General features: G+C 58.4%; 18 protein-coding genes and 1 pseudogene. 8 read left to right on the top strand and 11 right to left on the bottom strand.

Translation table 11 applies throughout. The features are described from left to right. The first annotated feature begins 648 nt into the window (after positions 1–648). The 3 genes from ACIPZ8_RS15040 to ACIPZ8_RS15030 all read left to right on the top strand — a co-directional run bounded on the left by ACIPZ8_RS15040 (position 649) and on the right by ACIPZ8_RS15030 (position 3,582). Positions 649–1,470: a MipA/OmpV family protein gene (locus tag ACIPZ8_RS15040; protein ID WP_400724424.1), complete on the top strand. Its 822-nt coding sequence runs from the start codon at positions 649–651 to the stop codon at positions 1,468–1,470. Positions 1,471–1,650: 180 nt separating this feature from the next. Then, the gene (locus ACIPZ8_RS15035; RefSeq protein ID WP_400725025.1) at positions 1,651–2,340 is read left to right on the top strand and encodes a response regulator; all 690 of its coding nucleotides are present in this window, start codon (positions 1,651–1,653) and stop codon (positions 2,338–2,340) included. 9 nt (positions 2,341–2,349) lie between these two features. Beyond that, positions 2,350–3,582 (top strand): sensor histidine kinase, encoded by a 1,233-nt coding sequence (locus tag ACIPZ8_RS15030; protein WP_400724421.1) that lies wholly within the window; start codon positions 2,350–2,352, stop codon positions 3,580–3,582. 131 nt (positions 3,583–3,713) lie between these two features. On the opposite strand, the gene ACIPZ8_RS15025 is transcribed toward ACIPZ8_RS15030, so the two are convergent. Continuing rightward, on the bottom strand, positions 3,714–4,115 hold the full coding sequence (locus ACIPZ8_RS15025) for a winged helix-turn-helix domain-containing protein (RefSeq protein ID WP_400725022.1): 402 nt from the start codon (positions 4,113–4,115) through the stop codon (positions 3,714–3,716). A gap of 327 nt (positions 4,116–4,442) precedes the next feature. Next, a pseudogene (locus tag ACIPZ8_RS15020) lies at positions 4,443–4,985 on the bottom strand (TetR/AcrR family transcriptional regulator); the annotation flags it as partial. A 140-nt stretch (positions 4,986–5,125) separates the two neighbouring features. On the opposite strand from ACIPZ8_RS15020, the gene ACIPZ8_RS15015 reads away from it, so the two are divergent. From ACIPZ8_RS15015 to ACIPZ8_RS15000, 4 genes are all read left to right on the top strand, one after another. Continuing rightward, positions 5,126–6,283: an efflux RND transporter periplasmic adaptor subunit gene (locus ACIPZ8_RS15015; RefSeq protein ID WP_400724419.1), complete on the top strand. Its 1,158-nt coding sequence runs from the start codon at positions 5,126–5,128 to the stop codon at positions 6,281–6,283. Between the two features lie 26 nt (positions 6,284–6,309). After that, the gene (locus ACIPZ8_RS15010; RefSeq protein WP_400724416.1) at positions 6,310–9,453 is read left to right on the top strand and encodes a multidrug efflux RND transporter permease subunit; all 3,144 of its coding nucleotides are present in this window, start codon (positions 6,310–6,312) and stop codon (positions 9,451–9,453) included. A 5-nt stretch (positions 9,454–9,458) separates the two neighbouring features. Then, positions 9,459–10,862, top strand: coding sequence for an efflux transporter outer membrane subunit (locus tag ACIPZ8_RS15005; protein ID WP_400724413.1), 1,404 nt, complete (start codon positions 9,459–9,461; stop codon positions 10,860–10,862). Between the two features lie 109 nt (positions 10,863–10,971). Next, a complete protein-coding gene (locus ACIPZ8_RS15000; RefSeq protein WP_400724410.1) occupies positions 10,972–11,529 on the top strand; it encodes a hypothetical protein in 558 nt (185 codons plus the stop codon). Positions 11,530–11,634: 105 nt separating this feature from the next. Here the strand turns inward: ACIPZ8_RS15000 and ACIPZ8_RS14995 are convergent, their stop codons facing one another. The 6 genes from ACIPZ8_RS14995 to ACIPZ8_RS14970 all read right to left on the bottom strand — a co-directional run bounded on the left by ACIPZ8_RS14995 (position 11,635) and on the right by ACIPZ8_RS14970 (position 18,238). Continuing rightward, complete coding sequence (locus tag ACIPZ8_RS14995) at positions 11,635–13,122, bottom strand: aldehyde dehydrogenase family protein (protein ID WP_400724407.1); 1,488 nt, start codon at positions 13,120–13,122, stop codon at positions 11,635–11,637. Positions 13,123–13,126: 4 nt separating this feature from the next. Then, positions 13,127–13,492 carry a YybH family protein gene (locus ACIPZ8_RS14990; protein ID WP_400724405.1) on the bottom strand — a complete coding sequence of 122 codons (366 nt, stop codon included), beginning with the start codon at positions 13,490–13,492 and terminating at the stop codon, positions 13,127–13,129. Between the two features lie 278 nt (positions 13,493–13,770). Beyond that, a complete protein-coding gene (locus tag ACIPZ8_RS14985; RefSeq protein ID WP_400724402.1) occupies positions 13,771–15,102 on the bottom strand; it encodes a hypothetical protein in 1,332 nt (443 codons plus the stop codon). Positions 15,103–15,184: 82 nt separating this feature from the next. Further along, positions 15,185–15,640 carry a DUF4440 domain-containing protein gene (locus tag ACIPZ8_RS14980; RefSeq protein ID WP_400724400.1) on the bottom strand — a complete coding sequence of 152 codons (456 nt, stop codon included), beginning with the start codon at positions 15,638–15,640 and terminating at the stop codon, positions 15,185–15,187. Positions 15,641–15,872: 232 nt separating this feature from the next. Beyond that, positions 15,873–16,877, bottom strand: coding sequence for a ketopantoate reductase family protein (locus tag ACIPZ8_RS14975; protein ID WP_400724397.1), 1,005 nt, complete (start codon positions 16,875–16,877; stop codon positions 15,873–15,875). Positions 16,878–17,137: 260 nt separating this feature from the next. Next, on the bottom strand, positions 17,138–18,238 hold the full coding sequence (locus ACIPZ8_RS14970; RefSeq protein ID WP_400724394.1) for an NAD/NADP octopine/nopaline dehydrogenase family protein: 1,101 nt from the start codon (positions 18,236–18,238) through the stop codon (positions 17,138–17,140). A gap of 31 nt (positions 18,239–18,269) precedes the next feature. Between ACIPZ8_RS14970 and ACIPZ8_RS14965 the strand changes: the two genes are divergently transcribed. Continuing rightward, the gene (locus ACIPZ8_RS14965; protein WP_400724391.1) at positions 18,270–19,157 is read left to right on the top strand and encodes a hypothetical protein; all 888 of its coding nucleotides are present in this window, start codon (positions 18,270–18,272) and stop codon (positions 19,155–19,157) included. A 419-nt stretch (positions 19,158–19,576) separates the two neighbouring features. Here ACIPZ8_RS14965 and ACIPZ8_RS14960 read toward each other — a convergent pair whose 3' ends face one another. From ACIPZ8_RS14960 to ACIPZ8_RS14950, 3 genes are all read right to left on the bottom strand, one after another. Next, entirely contained in the window at positions 19,577–20,884 is a 1,308-nt protein-coding gene (locus ACIPZ8_RS14960) for an NAD(P)/FAD-dependent oxidoreductase (protein WP_400724388.1), read from the bottom strand. A gap of 650 nt (positions 20,885–21,534) precedes the next feature. Further along, entirely contained in the window at positions 21,535–23,370 is a 1,836-nt protein-coding gene (locus tag ACIPZ8_RS14955) for a ferrous iron transporter B (RefSeq protein WP_400724386.1), read from the bottom strand. After that, complete coding sequence (locus ACIPZ8_RS14950) at positions 23,370–23,609, bottom strand: ferrous iron transport protein A (RefSeq protein ID WP_400724383.1); 240 nt, start codon at positions 23,607–23,609, stop codon at positions 23,370–23,372. The genes ACIPZ8_RS14955 and ACIPZ8_RS14950 overlap by 1 nt, the downstream gene beginning before the upstream one ends. Positions 23,610–23,697: the final 88 nt, after the last annotated feature.

The following is a 23,697-nucleotide window of genomic DNA, read 5'->3' as shown; positions in this document are numbered from 1 at the left end:
GCTGCGCTACAGTCATGGCTGATCGGACTTGGCACGGCAAGCACTTCCTCTACATAAGCTGCTCTGGCCTCACCTCTTCTTGGGCCCACTGCCTCAAGCAGGCTGAGGAGAGCTGTGGCTCAACAAACTATGAGGTGGTCGCCCAGTCCAACATGGCCCAAGAAGACAACAACGATTACCTATTCGGGATCAATCCGGCTGGGTTTAGTAGCCGCGACGCGGTGGTGCTATGTGACCCGCCGGGGAATGAGCATCAAAAATTCAGTCGGAAATTCCTCCGCCGTTTGGGCGCCCATTAGTCATGTAGGCGCAGATTTCACTATCTAGGTAGCATCTTGACCAATTCTTGATGAAACCTTCAATACTCCTTGAGATACGCACCGCAAGCTTGGTTGGTCAGGTTGCCACAATGAATAGATCCAATACCTCTCATTCGATTCACAATGCGCCAGTTATTTTAGTATCCGCTGCAATTACCTTTGCCACCACGACCATAAGTAGCTGCTCGGTCAACACCAGTCAACAACGAATGGGATTGCTGTCCCATTTATCAACAACTCCAACTGGGCAGTTTCGCGACTCTATTGACCGTGCCTCCACGGAGCCGATGTATTGGCTATCCCATCTTGAAAACAAAAGGAAAAATTTGTGCCCGTTATCCATGCAGTTCGCAAAGTTCTAATTACGTCTCTGGCGCTCAATGCAGCGCTCTCCTCCTACGCCCAGGCAGATGAACCATCGGCAGACGATACAAGTATCTGGGGCGACGAAACGCTCGTTACACTTGGTCTGATGGCGGCCTATACGCCTCGCTATCAAGGCTCTAAAAACTACACCTCCGATGCTGCACCCGTGCTTCACATAGAACGAGGGATTTTTTTCCTTGATTCCGACGATGGCCTGGGCCTGCAATGGCGAACTGACGCAGGTTTCAGTGCCCGCGCTTCGATCGGCTACGACCTGGGACGCGCCGATGGGGACAGCGACTCCCGCTACGGCTCTGACAAGCTCAAGGGCATGGGAGAAGTCGGCGGCGCCACGGTGCTTAATCTGCATGCTGCACAGCAACTGACTTCCTGGCTGGCACTTGATACCCATGCCCAATTTCGCCTGGGCGGTGCAAAACGAGGAGACCAATATGCCCTGGGTCTCGAAGCGACACTGCTGCACGACGACCATGACAACGTGGCCTGGCGCGTTGACGCGCATGCGGGTAATGGCCGCTTCAATCAAACCTACTACGGCGTGACTGATCAGCAGAGCGTTAACTCCCGGTTCGACAGCTTCAAGGCCGACAACGGTATCTACGCTTACTCGACCGAATTGAGCTGGCTGCACAGATTCGATGAACACTGGACAACGATTGCGGGCATTGAGCTCACCCACTACACGGATCAAGTACGCAAAAGCCCCGTGGTGACTGCCGACACAACCGCGTCAAGCTTTATCGGCGTCAACTACAGCTTTTGAGCGGTCTTCCTGCATGACCTGATCGACGCTTGGCTCGTCATCAGCGGTAACGGCTGATCGATACAGCCGTTGCTTCCGTTCTTCAGCTCTGCCGCGTATCGTCGTGCGCTCGAGTTCTGTTCGCACGCTTTGCCTGCCGGCACTTCACAGATGAACGCAGGCAATCATTTCGAGGCCAAAGTGACAAGTAAACTGATTTTAATCGTCGAGGATGATGCTGACAGTGCAAGCATTCTCGAAGCTTACCTCAAGCGCGACTTCTTTGAGGTGGCCATCGCAGAGGACGGTCTTAAAGGCACTGAGTTGCACCACCGGCTCAAACCCGATCTGGTGTTACTCGACATGATGCTGCCGCTGATGAATGGTGCCGAAGTACTCAATGTCATTCGAAAGCGAGGCAGTACGCCAGTGATCATGGTGACAGCGATTGGCGACGAGCCGGAAAAGCTCGGTGCACTGCGATATGGTGCCGATGACTACGTGGTCAAGCCCTATAATCCCAAAGAAGTAGTGGCCAGAGTACATGCCGTCCTTCGCCGGATACAGCCGGTGCAAACGAAGGACAGCCGCTTGCAATTTGAAGCGCTGTGGCTTGACCTGGACAGCAGGACCGTAGGTGTAAAAACCGAAGCAGGGCCAGATGTTCTGGTTGAACTCACCCCGACCGAGTTCAACTTGCTAGCGGTACTGCTTGGCGCACCACAGAAAGCCTTTTCCCGCGAAGATCTGCTAAGCCGTTGCCTACCCGAAAGCGATGCATTAGCGCGTGTTGTTGATACTCACATCCACAATGCCCGACGCAAACTCGAAGCACACGGTATCACTGGAGTACTGGTGACGGTCCGCTCAATCGGCTATCGCTTTCACTAAGGGACCACCATGAAAAAGCCTGTAAATTTGTGGCAATGGGTGGGCTGGCGCATGGGTTTTATCGCCGGCGGCGCCGTGGTACTGGTATGCCTGATCATGTGGCTGCAATTTCTCTGGTGGGATATCAAGGTCACTTCCAGAATCCCACCGCAAGCACAGGCAAAAATACAGAGGTTGGTGGAAAATCCTACCGGACACGAAGCTGAAATCTGGGACTACCTCACTCGCTACTACGCACTTGACGACGTCTTCCCAGGTATCTCGGGAACGGAATGGTGGACAGTCGCGTTGCTGGTGATCGCGGCATTGCCCATAATTTACGCCGCTGGTTTCCTCCTGCTTCGCCCCCTTTCAAGTCGCGTTAAGGAAATTGCCCAGGCGGCTCGAAAAGTCGCGCAGGGTGATCTGAACGTTCAATTGCCTATTTCCGAAGAAATGCCCCTTGAAGTTCAGCGCCTGACCAGCGATTTCAATAGCATGACACAGCGTCTGCGCCTCTACGAACGGGAGGTCCAGGAGTCGAGCGCCGTGCTTGCCCACGAGTTACGCACCCCCCTCAATGCTGCAATGGGACGAGTTCAAGGCATGCTTGACGAGGTTTTTCCGGCAAACCGAGAACAGCTCGGATTAGTCCTCCATCAGCTATCGCACTTGAATGTGATGGTCGACGACCTCCTTCTCCTGTCCCTGGCACAGGCCGGCCAGCTACCTTTGAACAATACGTCCTTTACCATCGAAGCACTCCTGCTCGAAAGACTCAAATGGTTCGGCCCGCAACTGACGACAGCGGGAACGCACGTGAGCACCAGCGGGCTTCCTGCACTAGTCATCAATGCGGACCGGAACCGAATCGGACAAGTTTTTAACATTCTGATAGAAAACTACCTGCGGTACGCCGCCTCAGGCAGAGAGTTGGATATTAAAGGACAAGCGCACGACAACAGCATTACTGTGGCATTCTCCGACCGCGGCCCCGGCCTGAATGAAGATGAAGCGCAGCGAGTTTTTGAACGCTTTTGGCGCCAGGAAACGTCGCGCAATCGCCGTGCTGGAGGTTGTGGTTTGGGACTTTCGATCGCACATGCCATATGCACCGCCCATGGGGGGGCAATCAGCGCTCATCGACGCCTGGGAGGCGGGATGACTTTCGAGGTCCGCCTACCGTTGGAGCCTGCATCGCAGCCTTTGTCCCCTGACCTGCTCCACAACGAGGGTAATCTCGAGACCAAGTCGCACCATTGACCGCAGGTAGAGTGTGCGTCGCAAGGCGACGCCTCAAGCGGAAAAACTTACATCTTTCACAACTCTTTACATTGTGTCTCTGGGTCCAGCGAGCCGGTCAATATGCCGAGCAAGCTTCAAGTGAGCTACGCTCAGTTTTGCCATGCTCCGGGATTGAGCGCGTAGCCTTTTCCCCACACAGTTTTGATTTTCTTGGCACCGTAGGCTGGGTCGAAGAACTTGCTGCGCAGCTTGGACACAGCGACATCAATAGAGCGATCGTCTGGGTCCAATGTGCGCCCTCTGACGCGCTGGCTCAACTCCTCCCGACTCAGCGTCTCACCAGCGAAGCGCATCAAGACTTCCAGCACACGCATTTCGGTAGTCGGCAACTCGACCGCAGACCCACGCCAGGTAACAGAGCGCTCTTGAGGATGCAGTCTCAACGTGCCGATGACCAATGCGCCTTCACATCGCGCTACGCTTTGCGCGCCAAGCTGCAGCAATGTGCAGATACGCGCGTGTATAAGTTCAGGCTCGCTGCGTCGAGGCATGTAGTGATCAGCGTCCCGTGCGTTCGACAATGGCGCGTTGGTCAACAGCAGGGTGGGATAGCGATCGCACTCGGGCGGCAACTGCAGCGTGTTACCTCCATGTACAGGCTGGTCTAAAACGATCACATCGGGGTCAATCGAGCTCAGGCGCTCCACCAAGTCCTCGTCACCACGCACCCACTCCACGCTACACCCCCATGCCTCCATTCGGTCGGCAAAGCAGTGAGCAAAGCTTGCGTCGCTACTGACCAGCAATGCAGAGAAACTCCGGTGTTCTAGCTGGGTCGACAATGCGCTCTCGATGGTCCGCTTCTCGCTTGCAGCAAGGCTGACACCGTGCAAGAAAAACGACTCAATAACCATGGCGCTGGAGGCTCTTGCCACCCTGCCACGCCGTTCGGCGTCCACCAACGCCCAGATGCTCGATGTGAACAGCTCGGTCATCGCCGCAGCAGGAAGATCGATCCGGAATACCCCCTCCTGCTGGCCACGCAGGAATAGGCGGTCGAGTTCGCCGAAGTAACCGTTCCACCGGTTCCCTTCCGGTAATTCCAGTGTATCGGGCTGAATCTGACTCATCAGAAAGTAATGAATCTCTGGGTGTTCGAGATGGCATCGAATCAAGCGGCGCAGGCTTTCTTCTGCCGTAGAGGCGTCGAGCTGTGCATCGGCGATCATCGCATCAAGCTCCTGCGATGCATGGTTCATCAGCAATTCAACCAAGTGTTCGCGCGTACTGCAGAACCGGTGCAATGTCGCCCTGCTGATGCCTGCGAGTTCGGCCAGCTCTTTCAATGTACTCCGCGGATGAGTGCCTATCGCAGCAGCCAGGGAGCGCAGCAGCCGGTGATCTTGTGCAGTTTTGGTCATGATGAATTCCGCGAGTCGACAGGGTGAGTAAGCACCCGCAAATGAAACACAAAAATTCATATTGAATCAATATTGACCCACTAAAACCTTGGTGACATCATCCCGGCTCCTCGTCACCTCCCCATCCTCTGGAGAAAGTAATGGATCACAAGAATCGCTACCGCGCTGCGACTCTCGTCGCCGCGCTGGCGGCGGCTGGCCTCGCCGGATGCCAGCAAGAAGAGGCCCCCCCCGAAGAGGTGCAGGCAAAAACAGTGAGCGTGGAAACAGTTACGCCCACTCGCCTGCAACTGACCGCGACCCTGCCAGGCAGGGTTGAGCCCGTGCGCGTAGCGGAGATTCGCGCTCGTGTTGCAGGTATCGTGATCAAACGCCATTTTGAAGAAGGCGCTGAAGTCAAAGCAGGCGATGTATTGTTCGAGATAGACCCGGCACCTTTGCGGGCTGCCCTGGCTAAAGCTCAGGGAGACTTGGGCAAAGCAGCAGCAGACGTCATCGAGGCTCAGTCGAAGCTCAAGCGTTACGGGCCATTGGTAAAGATCAATGCCGTCAGCCAGGAAGACTACGACACCGCCAAGGCAAACTTGCAGCGAACCCAAGCAGCCCGACAGAGCGCACAGGCCGAAGTCGACACAGCACGTCTGAACCTGAGTTATGCCTCGGTCACCGCACCAATCGCAGGGAAGATTGGCCGCTCCGTCGTAACCGAGGGGGCTTTGGTCGGCCAAGGCGAAGCGACACTCATGGCCAAGATTCAACAACTGGACCCGATCTACGTTGACTTCACACAGACCGCCTCCGCAGCTATCAACCTCAGAGAATCGCTGAAGGACGGGAGGTTAAGCTCCGACGGCGACGACCGCTTGCAAGTGCGCGTCGAAGACACGGGCCTGAACCGTGAAGGCCGATTACTGTTTTCCGATGTGGCCGTCGATCAAGGCACAGGTCAGGTTACGCTACGGGGCAGGTTCGATAATCCAGATCGCACACTGCTGCCGGGTATGTACGTGCGCGTAGAAGCACCCCAGGGCATCGATGCCAACGCCATGCTGGTACCCCAGCGTTCGATCAAGCGCGACCGCAACGGTCAGGCACAGGTATGGCTGGTGGACGCACAAGGCACGCTTGCCTTGCGTTCAGTGCAGACGGGAACCATGCAAGGCGGCCGCTGGCAGATCACCCAAGGCCTGCACGTCGGCGATAAGGTAGTGGTAAGCAACCTCGATGGATTGACTGCCGGAGACAAAGTCACCCTCACCACTTCCGAGAGCCGTTCCGCGCACCTCGCATCCGAGTGACTCCGCGCGTAGCACAGGAGCGTAACATGCCTTCGTTTTTCATCAATCGGCCCAACTTCGCCTGGGTTGTAGCCCTGTTCATCTCGATGTTCGGGCTGCTGCTGATCCCGTTTCTGCCTGTCGCGCAGTACCCAGACGTCGCGCCACCGCAAATCAACATCTATGCAACTTACCCTGGCGCTTCCGCGCAAACCCTTACCAACTCGGTCACTAGCGTCATCGAGGAAGAACTCAACGGCGCCAAGGGACTGCTGTACTTTGAATCAACCAACAACTCGAACGGCGTTGCAGAGATCAATGTTACCTTCCAACCGGGTACCGACCCTGAACTGGCCCAGGTCGACGTACAAAACCGCCTGAAGAAAGCTGAGTCACGCCTGCCTCAGCCAGTGCTTACGCAAGGGCTGGCAGTAGAGCAGACCACAGCCGGCTTTCTGATCATCTATGCACTGAAATACAAGACGCCGCAGGCCAATGGTGATACCACCCAGCTTGCAGACTTCATGGCAAGAAGCATCAACCCTGAAATCCGTCGTATCGACGGTGTGGGCAAATTGCAGTTCTTTGCTTCGGAGGCGGCAATGCGCGTCTGGGTCGATACCCAGAAACTGCTAGGCTACGGGCTGTCGATCGACGACGTCAGCAATGCGATCAAGGCGCAAAATATCGAAGTACCGGCGGGCAGTTTTGGCGCAGCTCCAAGCCCGGCTGAACAGCAGGTGACTGCCACCCTCACAGTAAAGGGCACGCTCACCACCCCAGAAGAATTCGGTCAGATACTGCTCCGCGCCAACAGCGATGGCTCACAGGTCAAATTGCGAGATGTGGCACGCATCGAAGTCGGTAGCCAGGACTACAGCTTCGCTACCCGTATGAACCGCCAGCCGGCAGTTGGCGCCGCAGTTCAGCTGGCACCGGGCGCCAATGCCTTGGCCACTGCCGAGGCAGTGAAAGCACGCCTGGCTGAACTCTCACCCTACTTCCCCGAGAATGTGGAGTTCGCAATCCCCTACGACACTTCCAGGTTCGTAGACGTCGCGATCGAGAAAGTCATACACACGCTGATCGAAGCGATGGTTCTAGTGTTCGTGGTGATGTTTCTGTTCCTGCAGAACGTCCGCTATACCTTGATCCCGGCAATCGTCGTGCCGGTGTGCCTGCTCGGCACACTAGGAGTGATGTACATGCTGGGCTTCTCGGTCAACATGATGACGATGTTCGGCATGGTATTGGCCATTGGCATTCTGGTCGACGACGCCATTGTGGTGGTTGAAAACGTCGAACGAATCATGGCGGAGGAAGGGCTTACGCCCGTTCGCGCCACTGCCAAAGCCATGAATCAGGTGTCGGGGGCCATCGTCGGTATCACACTGGTACTGGCGGCGGTGTTCATGCCACTCGCCTTCATGGGCGGGTCGGTTGGCGTGATCTACAAGCAGTTCTCCATCTCGCTGGCGATCTCGATCCTGTTCTCGGGTTTCCTCGCACTGACATTCACCCCCGCCTTGTGCGCCACACTGCTCAAATCGGTGCCACATGGACATGGAGAAAAACGCGGCTTCTTCGGCGCTTTCAACCGCTTGTTCAATCGTTTGACCGAGCGCTACACGCTGCTGAACAAGCATCTGGTCAAACGTACCGGGCGTTACATGTTCATTTACCTGGGCATCGTGGGCTTGCTGGGCTTTTTGTACCTGCGTTTGCCAGAGTCGTTCGTCCCGGTCGAGGATCAAGGCTACACCATCATCGATATCCAACTGCCGCCGGGTGCTACTCGCGAGCGGACTTCTGCAGTCAGCGATGAACTTGACCAGTTCTTGCTCAGCCGACCGGCTACAGCTTCTTCGTTCCTGATCATGGGCTACAGCTTTTCCGGCATGGGAGAAAACGCTGCACTGGTATTTCCTTCTCTCAAAGACTGGTCGCTGCGTAGCGCCGATCAGTCGGCCGACGCAGAGTCGGCCAGTGTAAACGAACGCTTCGGGCAGGCGACAGATGGGGCCGTCCTCGCCGTAACTCCGCCTCCGATCGACGGTCTGGGGAATTCCGGCGGCTTCTCACTGCGCCTGCAGGATCGCGGTAACGTGGGCCGAGAACAACTGCTCAATGCACGCGATCAATTGCTCGCACGCGCCAATGCCAACCCAAAGATCCTCTACGCAATGATGGAGGGCCTGAATGAAGCACCTCAGTTACAAGTTGCTATTGACCGTGAAAAAGCCGAGGCGATGGGCGTTGGTTTCGACAGCATCAGCAGTGCGCTATCGACGGCGTTCGGGTCAGCCACCATCAACGACTTCTCCAACTCCGGCCGCCAACAGCGTGTGGTCGTTCAAGCCAGCGCCAAGGATCGTGTACGGCCAGAAACTGTGCTGGACCTGCGCGTGCGCAATAGTGCTGGCAAGCTGGTGCCGCTCAGTGCGTTTGTCACGCTCAAGTGGGAGGAAGGCCCTGTGCAGATCGTGCGTTACAACGGCTATCCGAGCATCAAGATCGCCGGTGATGCGGCACCTGGCACCAGTACCGGCGAAGCCATGGCGGAAATGGAAAAGCTGGTGGGAGAGCTGCCTCCGGGTATCGGATATGAATGGACGGGCCTGTCGTACCAGGAAAAAGTCGCCAGCGGTCAAGCTACCCAATTGTTGCTCCTGGCTGTAGTAGTGGTGTTCCTGCTACTGGTAGCACTATACGAAAGCTGGGCCATCCCGCTCAGCGTAATGCTCATCGTGCCGGTCGGCGCGCTCGGCGCGGTCCTCACAGTGACTTCCGTTGGCATGCCGAATGACGTGTATTTCAAGGTCGGACTGATCACCATCATCGGCCTGGCGTCGAAAAACGCGATTCTGATCGTCGAGTTCGCCAAGGACCTACTCGCTCAAGGCATGCCGCTCAGAGAGGCGGCAGTCAAGGCCGCACGCTTGCGCTTCCGGCCCATCATCATGACCTCGATGGCTTTCATCCTCGGTGTGGTTCCCCTTGCGCTTGCTACCGGCGCTGGCGCGGCCAGTCAGAAAGCAATCGGTACCGGCGTGATTGGCGGCATGATTTCGGCAACCTTCCTGGGGGTGATCATGGTCCCGATCTTCTTCGTCGCTGTGTTGGGCCGGATGCGCAGAACGCCGCGCGAATCTCACGGGCATCCGAGCCCTCATGCTGTTCTCAAGGAGTGAACCCGGTGGATCGTAAACTACTAACCCTGCCTGCCTTGCTGGGCGTTCTGATCGCCCTCGCAGGCTGCTCACTGGCACCGGACTACCAGAGAACGGCCTCTCCCATAGCCGATCACTGGCCGCAAAAGATAGCGGCACCGGCACCTGGGCTCATTCTGCACAAGGGATATCAGGCATTCGTCAGAGATCCGCAGTTGCTCAAGGTCGTGGACGCGGCACTGTCGAACAATCGCTCATTGCGCCAGACACTTCTGGATATAGAGGCTGCACGGGCGCAATACCGCATTCAGCGTAGTGACAGGTTGCCGGGCTTGAATGGCGGAATCTCGGCCAACCGCGCTCATGTGCCCGCAGATTTGTCGAGTACAGGACAGGAAGGCGTCTCGTCGACCTATCAGGCAAGCCTGAGCCTGCCGGAGTACGAAATTGACCTGTTCGGCCGCGTAAAAAGCCTGAGTGACGCTGCACTCGAGCAGTACCTGGCTACGGAGGAAACGGCGCAAAGTGCGCGGATCGCGTTGATCGCCGACACCATTCAGGGCTACCTCAACTACGAAAGCGCGCAACGGCAGTCCATTCTCACCCGGCAAACCCTGGTGAGTCGTCAAGCATCAGTTGACCTGGTCCACCAGCAATTGGCCAATGGCACCGCCACTGCCCTTGATTATCAAGAGGCACGCGGACTGGTGGAGCAGGCTCGTGCAGATCTGGAAAGCAACGAGCGTAGCCGGCGCCAGGCACGCAATGCGCTGGTCCTGCTTATTGGCACGCCTGACGCAGCGTCCTTGTTACCCGAGCACCCGAGCGAGCAGTCACACATCGTTCAGGATCTGGCACCGGGCGTTCCTTCGGAGTTGATGATCCAGCGTCCGGACATTCTGGCCAGCGAGCATCAGCTGAAGGCGCGGCATGCCGACATTGGCGCTGCCCGGGCGGCGTTCTTCCCTCGCATCGCGCTGACCGGATCGTTCGGAACATCCAGTTCGCAAATGTCCAACTTGTTCGATGGCGGCTCGCGTTCCTGGTCTTTCCTGCCAACGCTGAGCCTGCCCATTTTCGATGGCGGACGTAATCGGGCGAACCTGGATCTGGCCAAGGTCCGCAGGGATGTTGCAGTGGCAAACTACGAGCAGACTGTACAAACGGCGTTCCGTGAGGTGGCCGACGCATTGGATAGTTCCGATACGCTGCGCCGCGAGGTGCTCGCTCGCAGTACACTGGCCGATACCAGCAGTGAGGCGCTGCAACTGGCTCGCGCCCGCTACCAACAGGGTATCGACACTCATCTGCGCTATCTGGATGCACAGCGCAGCGACTTCACTGCCCAAATCAACCTGATCCAGGCACGCAATGATCAGCAACTGGCGCTGGTGGCCCTGTACCGATCGCTTGGCGGCGCTTGGTATTGAGAGGCACTGGGTCGTGTCGGAGACCTACTGTCACGGCCCACCGCGTTGCATCCTTTGCCCTTCAGCGGGTTAAACTGTGGTGCTGCCGTCACCACAGGAACCAAAATCGATGCGAACAGCGGTAATCGATGAACAGATCATCAGCGCGCTGGTCATGGCACTGGCTCGTAATCCCCGCGCGTCCCTTCAAGAGCTGTCAAATACCGTGGGTATCGGCAAGACCACGCTGTATAGGTTTGCCAAGACTCGCGACGAACTGATCGACAAGCTGCGTGCCCGCTGTGTCGGCGCATTGGCCGAGGCAAGTAATAAGGCCAAGCTTGAAAGTGCACCTGTCGAGCAGGCCTTTCGCAGCTTGGTGGATAACCACTTGGCCGAGAAAGAGGCCTGTGCGTTTCTGCTCAACTATTGGCGCTCCCCGCTTACTCAGCAGGCCCGCCAGACCGACGAGCAATGGATTGCCTACGAACAGGGAATGGAAGCGTTCTTCATGCGAGGTCAACGTGAAGGCCTCTTCAGGGTAGGTCCTTCTGCCATCTGCCTGTCCGACATGTTCGGGTATGTCATTGCCGGGTTGGCCGATTCCGCCCTGTCAGGGCGCATTGCGCTGCTCGGCCTGGAGACACAGGCATACGAATTGCTGCTCAATGGCATGCACGCACAATAGCTCAGCCGATTGTCTGCTTAGATCATGGCGAGCTCTCAAGGCTTTGAAAGAGAATCAGGGGCGTCAAACGCCCCTGATTCCTGAAGTGATGACGGTGAGAGCACTTCAGAACCGCATCATTACCGACTTCAATTCGGTGTAGTCGTCAATGAATGCGCTGCCGAACTCTCGACCAATGCCTGAACCCTTGACCCCACCGAACGGTACCGCTGGATCCAGGAACGTATGCATGTTCACCCATACCGTACCGGCCTCGATCCGCGGTATCAGCCGCATAGCCTTGGCTAGGTCGTTGGTCCACACGCTGGCGCCAAGACCGAACGGCGAGTCGTTCATCATGCGCACCAGCTCGTCTTCGTCGTCGAAAGGCAGCACGGTGACGATCGGCCCGAAGGTCTCCTCCTTCAGGAACGGGTCGTGCTCGTCCATGGCCTTGAGCAAGGTCGGCTGCACGAAGTAGCCCGGCCCCGGCAGCGGCTTACCGCCGCAGATGACCTGGCCGCGGGCGTTGGCCTGCGCAAAGAAGCCGAGAATCTTGTCGTGATGCGCCTTGTTCGCCAATGGCCCGAATTGCGCCGACTCATCCAGTGCACCACCTACCTTCATCGTCCCCAGGCGTTCGGACAGCTTGGCGCAGATGGCCTCTACCTTGCTGCGGTGGATGTACAGACGCTCGGGTGCCGCGCACACCTGGCCTTGGTGCACGTAGGCGGTCTGCAGGATGCCCTCGACGGCGGCATCGACGTCGACATCGGCAAGGAACGCCGCCGGGTTCTTACCGCCCAATTCCAGGGTCACACGGGTCAGGTTGGCACTGAGTGCGGCCTTACCCACAGCAACGCCGGTCGGAATGGAGCCCGTGAATGAGACCTTGGCAATGCGGTTGTGGCCAATCAGTTGCTGGCCGATGCGCCCGCTGCCGTTGACGATGTTCAGTGCGCCCGCCGGGATACCGGCTTCGAGAGCCAATTCGGCGATACGCAGCAGCGACAAGGGCGTGAACTCGCTGGGTTTGAGCACGATTGTACAGCCACAGGTCAATGCCGAGGCGATCTTCCAGATGCCGATCATCAGCGAAAAGTTCCACGGGGTAATGCCCGCCACCACGCCGATCGCTTCCCGGCGGGTGAACGCCGCGTACTGCTCGCCTTGTAGCGAAGGCAGCGAAGGGGTCATGGTCTGGCCATGGATCTTGGTCGCCCAGCCGGCGAAGTAACGCAAGAACACTACGCTCTGTGGGACTTCCAGCTGGCGGGTCAGATGGATCGATTTACCCGAGCTCAGCGACTCTAGTTGCGCCAGTTCTTCGGCATTCGCCTCGATCAGGTCCGCCAGACGGTTCAGGGCGACACCGCGCAGGTAAGGCGACGTGCTACCCCAACTACCATGAAAAGCGCTGTGGGCCGCCTCAACCGCACGCTCGACCAGTGCTTCGCTGGCATGGGACACCAGCGTCAGTACCGAGGCATTGGAAGGGTTGTGCACTTCAAAGCGTTCGGCGCCCGACTCGCTGACCCGCTGGCCGTCGACGAGGCTGCCGGGATTGCTGTCGAGAAAGCGCTGAACGCTGGAAAGCAGTGGAATGTCACTCATGACATCAATCCTCGAACTGACCCATGCCGTAGAAGTCGGCGGCGATCTGCCAGGCTTCGCCCTCGCGACGCCAGGTGGTCAGCGAGCGAAACGCGATCACCTCGCCTTGCGGCGTCGGTGAAGACCAGTGCAGCCAGGTGACCTCGCAGTCGGCGTTGATCTTTTGCTGCAAATGAATCTCGATGCTCAGCGAGGGGGTGAGTTCGAGCATGTGCTCGACTGCGGCACGCAGGCTCTCAGCGCCTTGCACGATGCCTTGGGCGCCTTCGCCGGAGATAGTGGCATCGGCGCCGAAGTATTTCAGCACACCCTCGACATCCCGGGCCTGGCAGCGTGCTTGCAGTTGCTGGACGGCTTGTGCGACAGACATGTTCAACTCTCCTGTGACAGTGTCGGTAGAGGGCGCTGTTGCCCCAAGCCCCGAGTCTGCAACAACACCGCTCACCGTTCTGGTTCACCCCTGCCACATTTTGGGTCGTGCCTGCCAGCGCTAGATACTCAGATCCGGTCCTGCACCGGAAGCGGCGTCGAGCGCATCCACATGGGGCAATGTGCATGGTCGGTACATCACTGATATATCGAGCAAAACGACAATGCATGGCAACATGCCTCTGCCATGCACAGGAAAGTGGACCTACAGCCCGGGATTCAGAACTGCGTGCTGATCAGCAGCGCTGTGTAGGTATTGAGCTCATTGTCACCTAACTGCACGCCGCCTTGCTCGGCGCTTTTCTTCGGGTCATACAGCCCGACCATAGGTGAAATCACCACGTTCGGCGTTATCGCCCAGTCCAGCACCAAGTCAAGCTCGCGGCCGGAACTGTCAGCCACGCCGTTTGGATGGCGGGTGCGGAAATCGTAGGCCAACACATTTACCGCGAGTTTCTCATGGGGCTGAGCGCGCCAGTACACCTGGTGGATCGAGGTGTTACTGCCGAACGGACCAGCATAGTTGGCCGCCACTTCGCCCTGAAACCAAGTGCCATAGCCGCGACTGAAGCCGTACAGCAACGAATCCCAGTGCGCCCCATACTGGCTGTAGCGATAGCCAAGGGTGGGTTGCCACGGGGCCCCGGCAAAAGTCCAGGCGGCTTCGACATAGCCTGCCTGCGCGTCCCCGCGGCGGGTGTTCTGCCAAGCCAGCTCCGACGACAGAAACAGATGTTCGACCCCGGCATTGCCGACGGCACGGAGGCTGTACACATCCATGCCATCGCGATCGGCCTGGGCTTCCACGGCAAACTTCTTGTCCACACCGAGCCCGCGCAGATAGGTCAATCCCAACGTACCGGCGTCGACGGTGTACTCCAGGGTTGAAAAAGCCATCTCTACCTTGGCTTGGATCGGGTTGTCGGACTTGAACCAGCCCAGCGAGCCATGCAGGCCATGCTCGCCACCCAGCTTGACCCACAGGGTCTGGTCGAACGCCCTACGCGGCGTGATGTAGTAGCCTCCACCGCGGTTGTAGACGTTGTCGGCGACGCCTCGACCGGCGCTGATGCCATCACCGGCGACAATGAAGCCGTCACCCAGCAGGATGGCCTGGCGCCCGGCAGAAATATCGATACCGTCCTGCCCCAGTGCTGTAAACAGTTCACCAGAGCGCCAGCCAGCGTAGACCTCTTCCCACTTGTCGGTACGCTCGCTGCCATTGGTGAAGCCGGCGGCATCACCGTCGCCCCAAGTGGCCGAGGCCACCCGATTCAGCTTACCGTATACAGTACCTAGGTCGTCGCGGCTGACACTGCCACCGAGGCCATACTTGATGTAGCCCTCCTGCCAAGACGAATGCCCCGCCTCTCGGTTGCCCCAGATCTGATAGTTCTTCTTGCTATGGAAAGCGCCGACGGTCGACTGCACGTCGAACGACAGTTTGATGTCCGATTCGTCGACCAGTTGTAGCGCCGGCACTCCGCAGCACCAAAGCCCTCCCAGCATGCAGACCGAACGCCCCAGCGTGATTCCCAAGTACTTTTTCATGGCAAAACGTCTCCTTTGCGCGCCGTCAGCGCGGCGCGCCTCTTGTTGTTATTGGCGGATGAGAGGCGTGTGGCGCAGGGCGTTAGTCGGGAATGGCACCAGCGGCGAACATGTCGGCGACGATGAACCAATCACCGTGCTCTTTCTTCCAGACGAACAGGCTCTTCATCTTGAACGGTGCTTCGTCATCGGCAGGTGTCACATCCCAGGTCACCCAGGTGTAGGCGGCGTCATCGCCGATCTGCTGCAACCGGTCGAGATGGATGAGCGTGCTGCGCGAGCTCTCCATCAGGTGGCTAACCAGGCCGGTCAGCTGGGCCTTGCCCTTGTACAGTTCATTGACACCCTCACCGGTTATCTCGGTCTGCTCGGTGTAGACCTTGTCGACCACGGCCTTGGCATCCTTCATCGGCCACATGCTGGCGATGCCCTGCAGCTTGCTGTCGATGGATTGCCGGACGTCAGTGGCGAGCGCCTGGGTGCAGTTGCCGCCGACTCCGAGGGTGGTCAATAGCAGCAGCAGGGGAAGTATCTTCATGGATTTGGCCTTCCTTAAAATTATCGTTGCGCAGACAGCACCCCGGGGGCCGTACGGGCCCCTTGGATGTGGAAGGATTCTGGCCCAGGGAGCGGGCGCTGGATTGGCCGTGGCTGACAGTGTTTTGCATCTGTTTGCCAATGTGGAATAGACGCTGTACCCGGCTGCTACCCAGACTCCACGTCCAGTCGCTTTTGTAGGTCTCGGAGGAATGCGCAGCGTCGGCGAAGAATTACAGGGTATCGAGCAGGTCGATCGTGCTGCGCACCGCAGAGCCGTATTCAGGGCCGCGCTGCCTTCCGACGCGCTTCTCACCGCCGAGCTGAACTCGGCGCAATAACCTGTCGATGGCAGCCATGACTGGCGCGCGCACACCATGCTGCCTCGCTATGGCCAGCAGCGCTCCGGACAATGCGTCGACCTCCAGGCGCCGGCCGTACTCAAGATCCTGGAGCATGGAGGGCTTGTGTCCGGCATGGACGACGAACGCTTGCTGCACGGCCTGAATGACCCGCCGCGCGTCCAGCGCAATTCCCAAGGGCGCGGCGATGAGTGCCGTCTCCGCGACCAAGGTACCAGCCAGCTCTCGGCCTCGTGAGCTTCGGCCAACCACGCCAACGCTTTCACCGCTCAGCGCACACAACGAATTGAGCGCGGTGTTGAAGGCCACCTTCTCCCAGATGCTCACCTCGATATCCGGGTCCTCGACACACTGCATGCCACCGCGGCGTAATCCATTCACAAATGACGCTAACCGACCGTCCGCAGCCAGCTCACCTTCAGGTAACAGCCCACGCAAGCGCACCTCGCCTCCCCCGCAACTGCGTACGCTACCCGGCGCCAGCACATCGGCCGGGTAGAGGGTCATGCCGATCGCCAGGCATTGGTCAGATACGTACTCGCGTAGCACCGGCACGCTATCCAGGCCGTTCTGCAACGTCAGCACCAATGTCTGCGGACCGAGCAAATGCCGACACGCCTGCACTGCCTGGCGCGTGTGGTAACTCTTGGTCAACATCAGCAAGGCATCGGCCTGTCCTCGCAACTGCTCTGCGCGCGCCACTCGGGGCCAGTACACGCGGCTGCCCTGATCGTCCTCCAGATGCAAGCCTTGGATACGCAGGGTTTCGAGCAACTGTTCATCGACATCCACCAGGGTTACGTCAGCTCCGCCATCGATGAGCCTGGCGGCGAACAGGCTGCCCATTGCCCCTGCCCCGATCACTGCAATATTCATGTTGTGTCTCGTAGTCGGTGTTTTGGCAGATCAGTTTCGGACGATGCCGATCGGCATTTTTGTCCAAGCATGTCGAACGCTTGTGCGAATCGGCGTTCACACGCAGGCTAACGCCTGCCTGATAGCAGTTGTCGCCCTGCTGGCCAGCTGACTAAAGCAACGGTGCGACGACACGCCCCCTCGTTGACCGCCAGCGATGAGCTGAGCGCAGTTTCCCTAACGCCCGGTACCAACCACGGCGATGTACCGCAATGGCCCGCTCATGGTGCAACACCGTCACGCAGCAAGGCTGCCATCTGCTCGTGGTCGAGCTCAGCCAGGCCGAGATTTTCCAGGGTGCGGCCTTCGCCATACAGGTCACGCCCGGTCACCGCCGAGGCCAAGGCCAGCAAGCCCTGCGCCACCGGCGTCGGCACGCCGGCCCAGCGCCCGACCGAGACCAGCAGCGACAGGCCCAGGCGAGTGTCTTCGAGCATGTAGCGGTGCTGCTGCAAGTCAATCTTCTCGCGCCAGTCGCCGCTGTCGGTGAGCTTGCCATGGGCACCACGGCCGTACATCCACTCCTCGCCCTGATCGGTGTTGTAATGGTCGGCCAAGGGGAAGTGCGGCGCCGGGTAGCCCAGCGCTTCACGCACGCGCATACGTTCGGCATCCAGCGCATTGGTCACCCGGCGAATCGAAGGCTGGGTGCCTTCGTTGTGGATGTCCCACGACTCGAAATGCTCCAGCGGCCCTGCATTCATCAGGATCAGCGGTGGGTGGATGATCGGCCCTGCGTTCATCAAGGCGCCGCTCAGGGCATCTTCGATCGGCTCAACGCTGGGGTAGGCCTCGCGCAGCACGCTGAAGGCATGCGCCGAAAGACGACTGGGCAGCACGCCGGTCGGCAGCCGCGTGGCGTAGGCGCTGATCACCAGCTGGTCGGCGCCATGCTTGCGCACCAGGTACGGCAAGGTACCGGTTTCGGCAAAGGCCACTTCCGCGTTATTGCCGCAGTCGGCCATGGCCTTGGCGAACAGATAGCTGCCAAAAGTGCCGGGCGGTAGGAACACCACCTGACCGCTGCTGAGCAACGGCGCAACTTCGGCGGCCAGCGCCGCGTGGCTGGTCGACGGCAAGGGGATGATCACCAGATCCGCGCCCTGCAGCGCTTCGCCCAGGTCGCTGACCAGGTGCAGGTGGTCGCCAAGGGCCACTTGGCGGGTGCCGCGATAATCGCGCACGGTGACGCTGCCAATCGCCTGCAGGGTTTTCAGGGCCGTAGCGTCACGGCGCCACAGGCGGGTAGCATGGCCGCGTTCGGCCATCTCGACAGCCGCTGCATAGCAGCCGTGGCCGCCACCAAGAACAGTGATTTGCATGGGTGGAACTCCGCGTGTGTAAGGTAGGCCGATGCTAGCCATCACGCGTTTAGCCGGCGCTGCGGATCGCGCAGGCAGGCTACCGATTGCGCAGCTTTCAGCCCCTGAGCGTGTCGGAGGGCCGGCAACCGAAGCGCTGCCGGTACTGCTGGGTGAAATGCGCTGGGCTGTTGATACCGAAGCGCAGCAGCATCTCGGCCACGCTGCCCTCGCCTCCCTGCACCGCCTGCAGGCGCCGGTCGCGGGTGTACTCGACCGGCGTCTGCTGGCAGGCAAATACCGCCAGCTGGCAGCCACGCACAAAGCCTTGCGGGTTTATTGCGGTTCAATCACAGATGCAAACACTCACAACCTGTGCGAGAGCCAGATGTTCAAGATCACCCTGCTCATCCTGTCACTGGCCAGCACCACAGTCCTGGCAAACTCCGACATGACCTCAAGTCCCAATCGCCAATCCTTCAACGACACTCTGCAAAAGGAACTGACCAACCGCGCAACGGCACGCCAGGCCATCGAGGCCATCGCGGCCCAGAGCCTGGAACCGGACGCACGCCTGTTCTGGGAGAGCTACGCAAGGCTTGAAGTACTGAACCTGCAATGGTACACCCCGGTTGCAACTGAACTGCGGCTTGAGCCGAGCGCCTTTTCGGCCTGGCTAAAAGGGCGCTCGGCAGCGCTTTATTACCGCATCACGCCTGAACACATGCTCAAGACCATGGCCAAGGCCACAATCAGCTACTATCAGGCGCTGGAGTACACGACAGCCAAGGTTGCCGCCGACTACCGGCCCTTCTACCAATACGTGCTCGACCAGGAGCGAGCCCAGGTCAAAGCTTTCACACTGGCTGCAGCGGGCGATTACCGTAATGCCAGCGTGCATCTGGACGCCTTCGTGACAACCCACCAACCTGCGCCATGACACAAGCTCGCCGGGGTATACCTGGCGAGCTTTGCTGGGTAACGCGATGTGCATTTCAGCGTTGGTAAGGCAAGCGTAAATCAGCACCACCACCGCGCAGTCGTAACACCTGATCGCAGCCATCCCCTCCGCGCCGAACCGACAGGCATACACGCGCAAGGCTACCAGGCGCCCCGACAGGTCAAACTCAACCATCGCGCCGTAGGTGTAGGCCGACATGAGGCTGAACGAGGCCCGGCCGAGCAACCAAACCCAGGCCCATGCTGCTGGCCAGGCTGTCCAACTGCTGCTCGCCGTAGCCGAAGTACTCGACTACGGCGTCAAACACTGAGTAGCAGTGCCCATCAGCGGAAACCAGGCTTGAGCAATGTAGACGTACAGCGGTGTGACGCGACTTTCCCTAACTCCGGTGGCGCGCCTCAGCGGCGCCCCACCCGGTACGCGTTGAGCTGACGGGCCACTTTGCCGAAACTGCAGATAAGCGCCCGGAAGCGATCCTTGCCGGGGATACGACGGCGCGGTATGGAGCTCATGGCACGCCAAGCAGCTGAGCCACCGGTCATACCGTCGACGATTACTTTGGCGATCACCTGGCTGGGCGTCACGCCAAAGCCTGAATAACCCTGAACATAGAACACATTGTCATGTCCCTCCAGCGTACCGACCTGGGGGAATAGGTTCAGCGTGCAGTCCATCGGACCACCCCAGGCCAAGTCGATACGGGTATCGGCCAGGTACGGAAATAGCCGCAGCAGCTTGTTATGGTTCCATGCCTTGAGGTCGCTCGGGACGTACTCCAGCAGCATGCCGGCGGTGCCATACATCAAGCGATTGTCGGGAGTGATGCGGTAATAGTCGATGATCGGTGTGATGTCGCTGAAGGCGCCGCGGATGGGGCTGATACGCTGAATTAGCTCGTCCGACAACGGCTCGGTCACAGTATTGAACGCATACACATTGATCGCGGTGCTGTCGAGCGAACGATCGAGTTTCTTGAGGAAGGCACCGCAACTGAGTAACAGTTTATCGGCCTTGACCGTGCCCTTGGCCGTGCGCACAGTGACCTTCGGCCCGTACTGAATCTGCAGCACCGGTGACTGTTCATAGATGCGCCCGCCATACAGCTCGGTGAAGGCCTTGGCCTGGCCTAGCAGCAGGTTGAGCGAATGCACCTGGCCATTGCCCATGTGCTTGAGGCCGCAGGTGTAGATGTCGGCGCCGACAATATTACGCACCTCAGCGCCTTCCAGGTAGGTGATCTCCTGGTCTGGATTCAGACTCTGGAAGTCTTTCTCCCAAGCCTGCAGCAGCTTGCCTTGCCGCTTGTTGAAGCCCATATAGCCATAGCCGTGACGAAAATCTGCCTGGATGTCGTATCGGGCGATGCGCTGCTTTATCAGGCTGGCGCCCAGATCGCTGATCTCGAAAATCGCCTTCAAGCCCTCGGGACCGACGTCCTTTTCGATAGTTTCTAGGTCATGTCCAATACCGGCCATGACGTGCCCGCCATTGCGACCGGAGCCGCCGAAGCCCAGGGTGTTCGCCTCGAGCACCACGACGTCGGTAATACCGCGCTCGGCCAGTTCTAGGGCAGTGTTGATACCTGAGAAGCCACCGCCGATGATCACCACCTGCGCTTCGATATCACCTTCTAGGTCACCATAATGAAGATCGTACTTGCGGGTCATGGAGTAGTACGAAGTTGGGTTTTCCAACGAAAGAGACATACAGGCCTACCTTATTGTTGTTGGATACACACCCGCGAGTCTTCAGTTGCGCGCTCGTTGCCTGGTTAGCCGGGTGCCCTTTTGCAAATACAGTGTGCAACGCCCGGCGCGCATCCGGCATGTCTCGGATTGCCGGGCTTTTGGTCGTGGTTGCCAGCACCCATACGACCCGTTCTTTAATGAAGCCCCGCAAAGCCCCGCGGTAGAGGCCGTAAGCCGGTATGATCGTCCTTCTCTGTCGATGAAGACCAGGAAAGCAGACCACGTCAGCCAGACCTCATCCAGCGATGTACCGATCAGGTGCAAGTAACGGAGGCGATACAGTTGGCAAACATCTAACCCAATCCACATTGTAACAACCCCTCGCCTTTCGATCAGGCTTCAGTGGTGTTAGCGACTATCGTTTAGTACCCGGCCCTCATCGAGTACATTCATGTCCTCACCGTGCTCTTGCACGACAAATAGAGGAATGCGCTCGCAAGGCTGTGTTTGTTCATGTGGAGGATTCACGGAGGCTGTCGAGCATCCAGATGAGCACGAGCCACATCCGTCACCACAGGCTCCTGCGCTCGCGGGTTTCAGACGAAGCCAAAGCCTGTGAGCTGCGAAAGCAACAATTAGCGCAACGGTAAGGTATTGCACTATAAGGCTCATGAAGCTGCTCGCATGACATGGTAGGTAACCCAGGCCATCACGTAAGCCACCACAAACATGTATCCGAAAGCCAAGCCAACCTGTCGCCAACTGGCCGTTTCCTTGCGGATCACCGCCAAGGTCGACATGCACTGCGGTGCGAAAGCGAACCACACCATCAATGAAAGCGCGCTGGCTATCGAGACCTGCGCCGAAAGCGCGTGGCTCAGCGATGTCACATCATCAGGATTGGCCACAGCATACACAGTCGCCAATGTGGCCACTGCAGTCTCACGCGCTGCGAATGCAGGAATCAAAGCCAATGTAATTTGCCAATTGAAACCGAGTGGAGAAAACAACGGTTCCAGCGCCTGGCCAAGGTATCCGGCAATGCTGTAATCGATCGAAGCCCCTGAAGCGCCCGCCGGCGGACCAGGAAACACGGAGATGAACCACATGATGATCGTGAGCGCGAGAATGACACCGGTGAGTTTCCTCAGGAACAGATGACTTCGCTCCCATAACCGCAGCGCCAGATCACGAAGCCGTGGCAAGCGATAGGCCGGCAATTCCATCAACAACAGCGGCTGCTCGATGGCCGTTGGACGCAGATATTTGCATACCCAGCCTACGGCCATGGCACCGCAGATACCCAACAAATACAGCCCAAGCAGCACTAACCCCTGCAGAGTAAATACGCCTGCGACGGTTGCGTCCGGAATAACCGCACTGATGAGTAACGCATAGACCGGCAGACGCGCCGAACAGGTCATCAACGGGGCAACCAGAATGGTCGTCAGGCGGTCATAGCGATCGCCGATGCTGCGAGCCCCGATAATTCCCGGAATGGCGCAAGCGAAGCTCGACAACAGCGGAATGAAAGAACGGCCGGTCAGCCCTACCCCACGCATCAACCGGTCGAGGATAAACGCGGCTCGCGGCAGATAGCCCGACTCCTCCAGCACGAATATGAAGAAAAACAGGACGAGGATTTGAGGCATGAAGCCGAGCACTGTCCCCAACCCGCCGATCAAACCGTCGCATAGCAGGCCCTGTAGCGGGCCTGCTGGAAACAATCCGGCCACCAAACTGGCCAATCCATCAGCACCCTCTGCAATTGCATCCGTAATGGGCTTGCCGATCAGGTACACACCTTGGAACACCATGAACATGATGGTGATCAACGCCACCGGGCCCACGATAGGATGGAGCAACCAACGATCAACCGCATCAACTCCCGCATCTGAAAGCTGCAGGTTCTGTACGCATGCTTCAAGTATTTGGCGCACCTGACCGTGCAGATCAGTGTCAGTGGTAAAAGAGGGCGCAGTGTCAGAGGGCGCTGTGGGTGCGTCGTCGAGCATCTTGAGCAATGCCTGGGCGCCATCGCGGTGAACAGCGACAGTCTCGACTACTGGCATGCCCAGCCAAGCCGATAGTTTGAACTTGTCGATGGAAACTCCACGTTTACGCGCAGCATCCGCCATGTTGAGGACGAGGATTATCGGAATGCCAAAACGCCTGACTTCCAGTACCAAGCGCAGTTGAAGTCGGAGATTTGTGGCATCTACGACGCATAGCAAAAGGTCAGGCGAGCGTTCACCTGGGTAAGCACCCTGAAGAACGCGAAGGGTCACGCGCTCATCCTCGCTCATGCTCGATAACCCATAGGTGCCTGGCAGATCGATAACCTGGCAAGTACCTCCCGAAGGCATTCGCAGGGTGCCCTCCTTGCGCTCAACCGTGGCACCTGCGAAATTCGCAACTCTTTGCTTCGCGCCGGTTAACAAATTGAATAATGCTGTCTTTCCGCAGTTGGGCGTACCGACCAGTGCTATACGATTGCCCGCCATCACCCTGCCACCTCAACCAAGACCATCATTGCCTCGCTTTTGCGCAAGGCGAAACGGGTAGCCCCAACCTGAACCAGAATGGGATCCCCGCCCCATGGCGCATGCGCTACCACCGACACAGGTTCACCAGGGACGAGGCCGATGTCCTGAAGCCTCTGGGCAAGTCTTCTCGTGCATTCCGATTGCATGATTTTGCAGACCACCGCTGGTTGTTGACGCTTAAGATCGGATAGATACATTTCGCCCCAAAATGATAATTATTTGGATTTGCGCAAAATGCTAGGCGGGCGGCTTGATCGATGCAATATAAGTGAAGATATCTTCATT

It is taken from the genome of Pseudomonas sp. NPDC089422 (genome assembly GCF_044749405.1).
Classification (GTDB): domain Bacteria; phylum Pseudomonadota; class Gammaproteobacteria; order Pseudomonadales; family Pseudomonadaceae; genus Aquipseudomonas.
The sequence above is the reverse complement of the archived record's forward strand: the minus strand, read 5'-3'. Positions and strand labels throughout refer to the sequence as shown.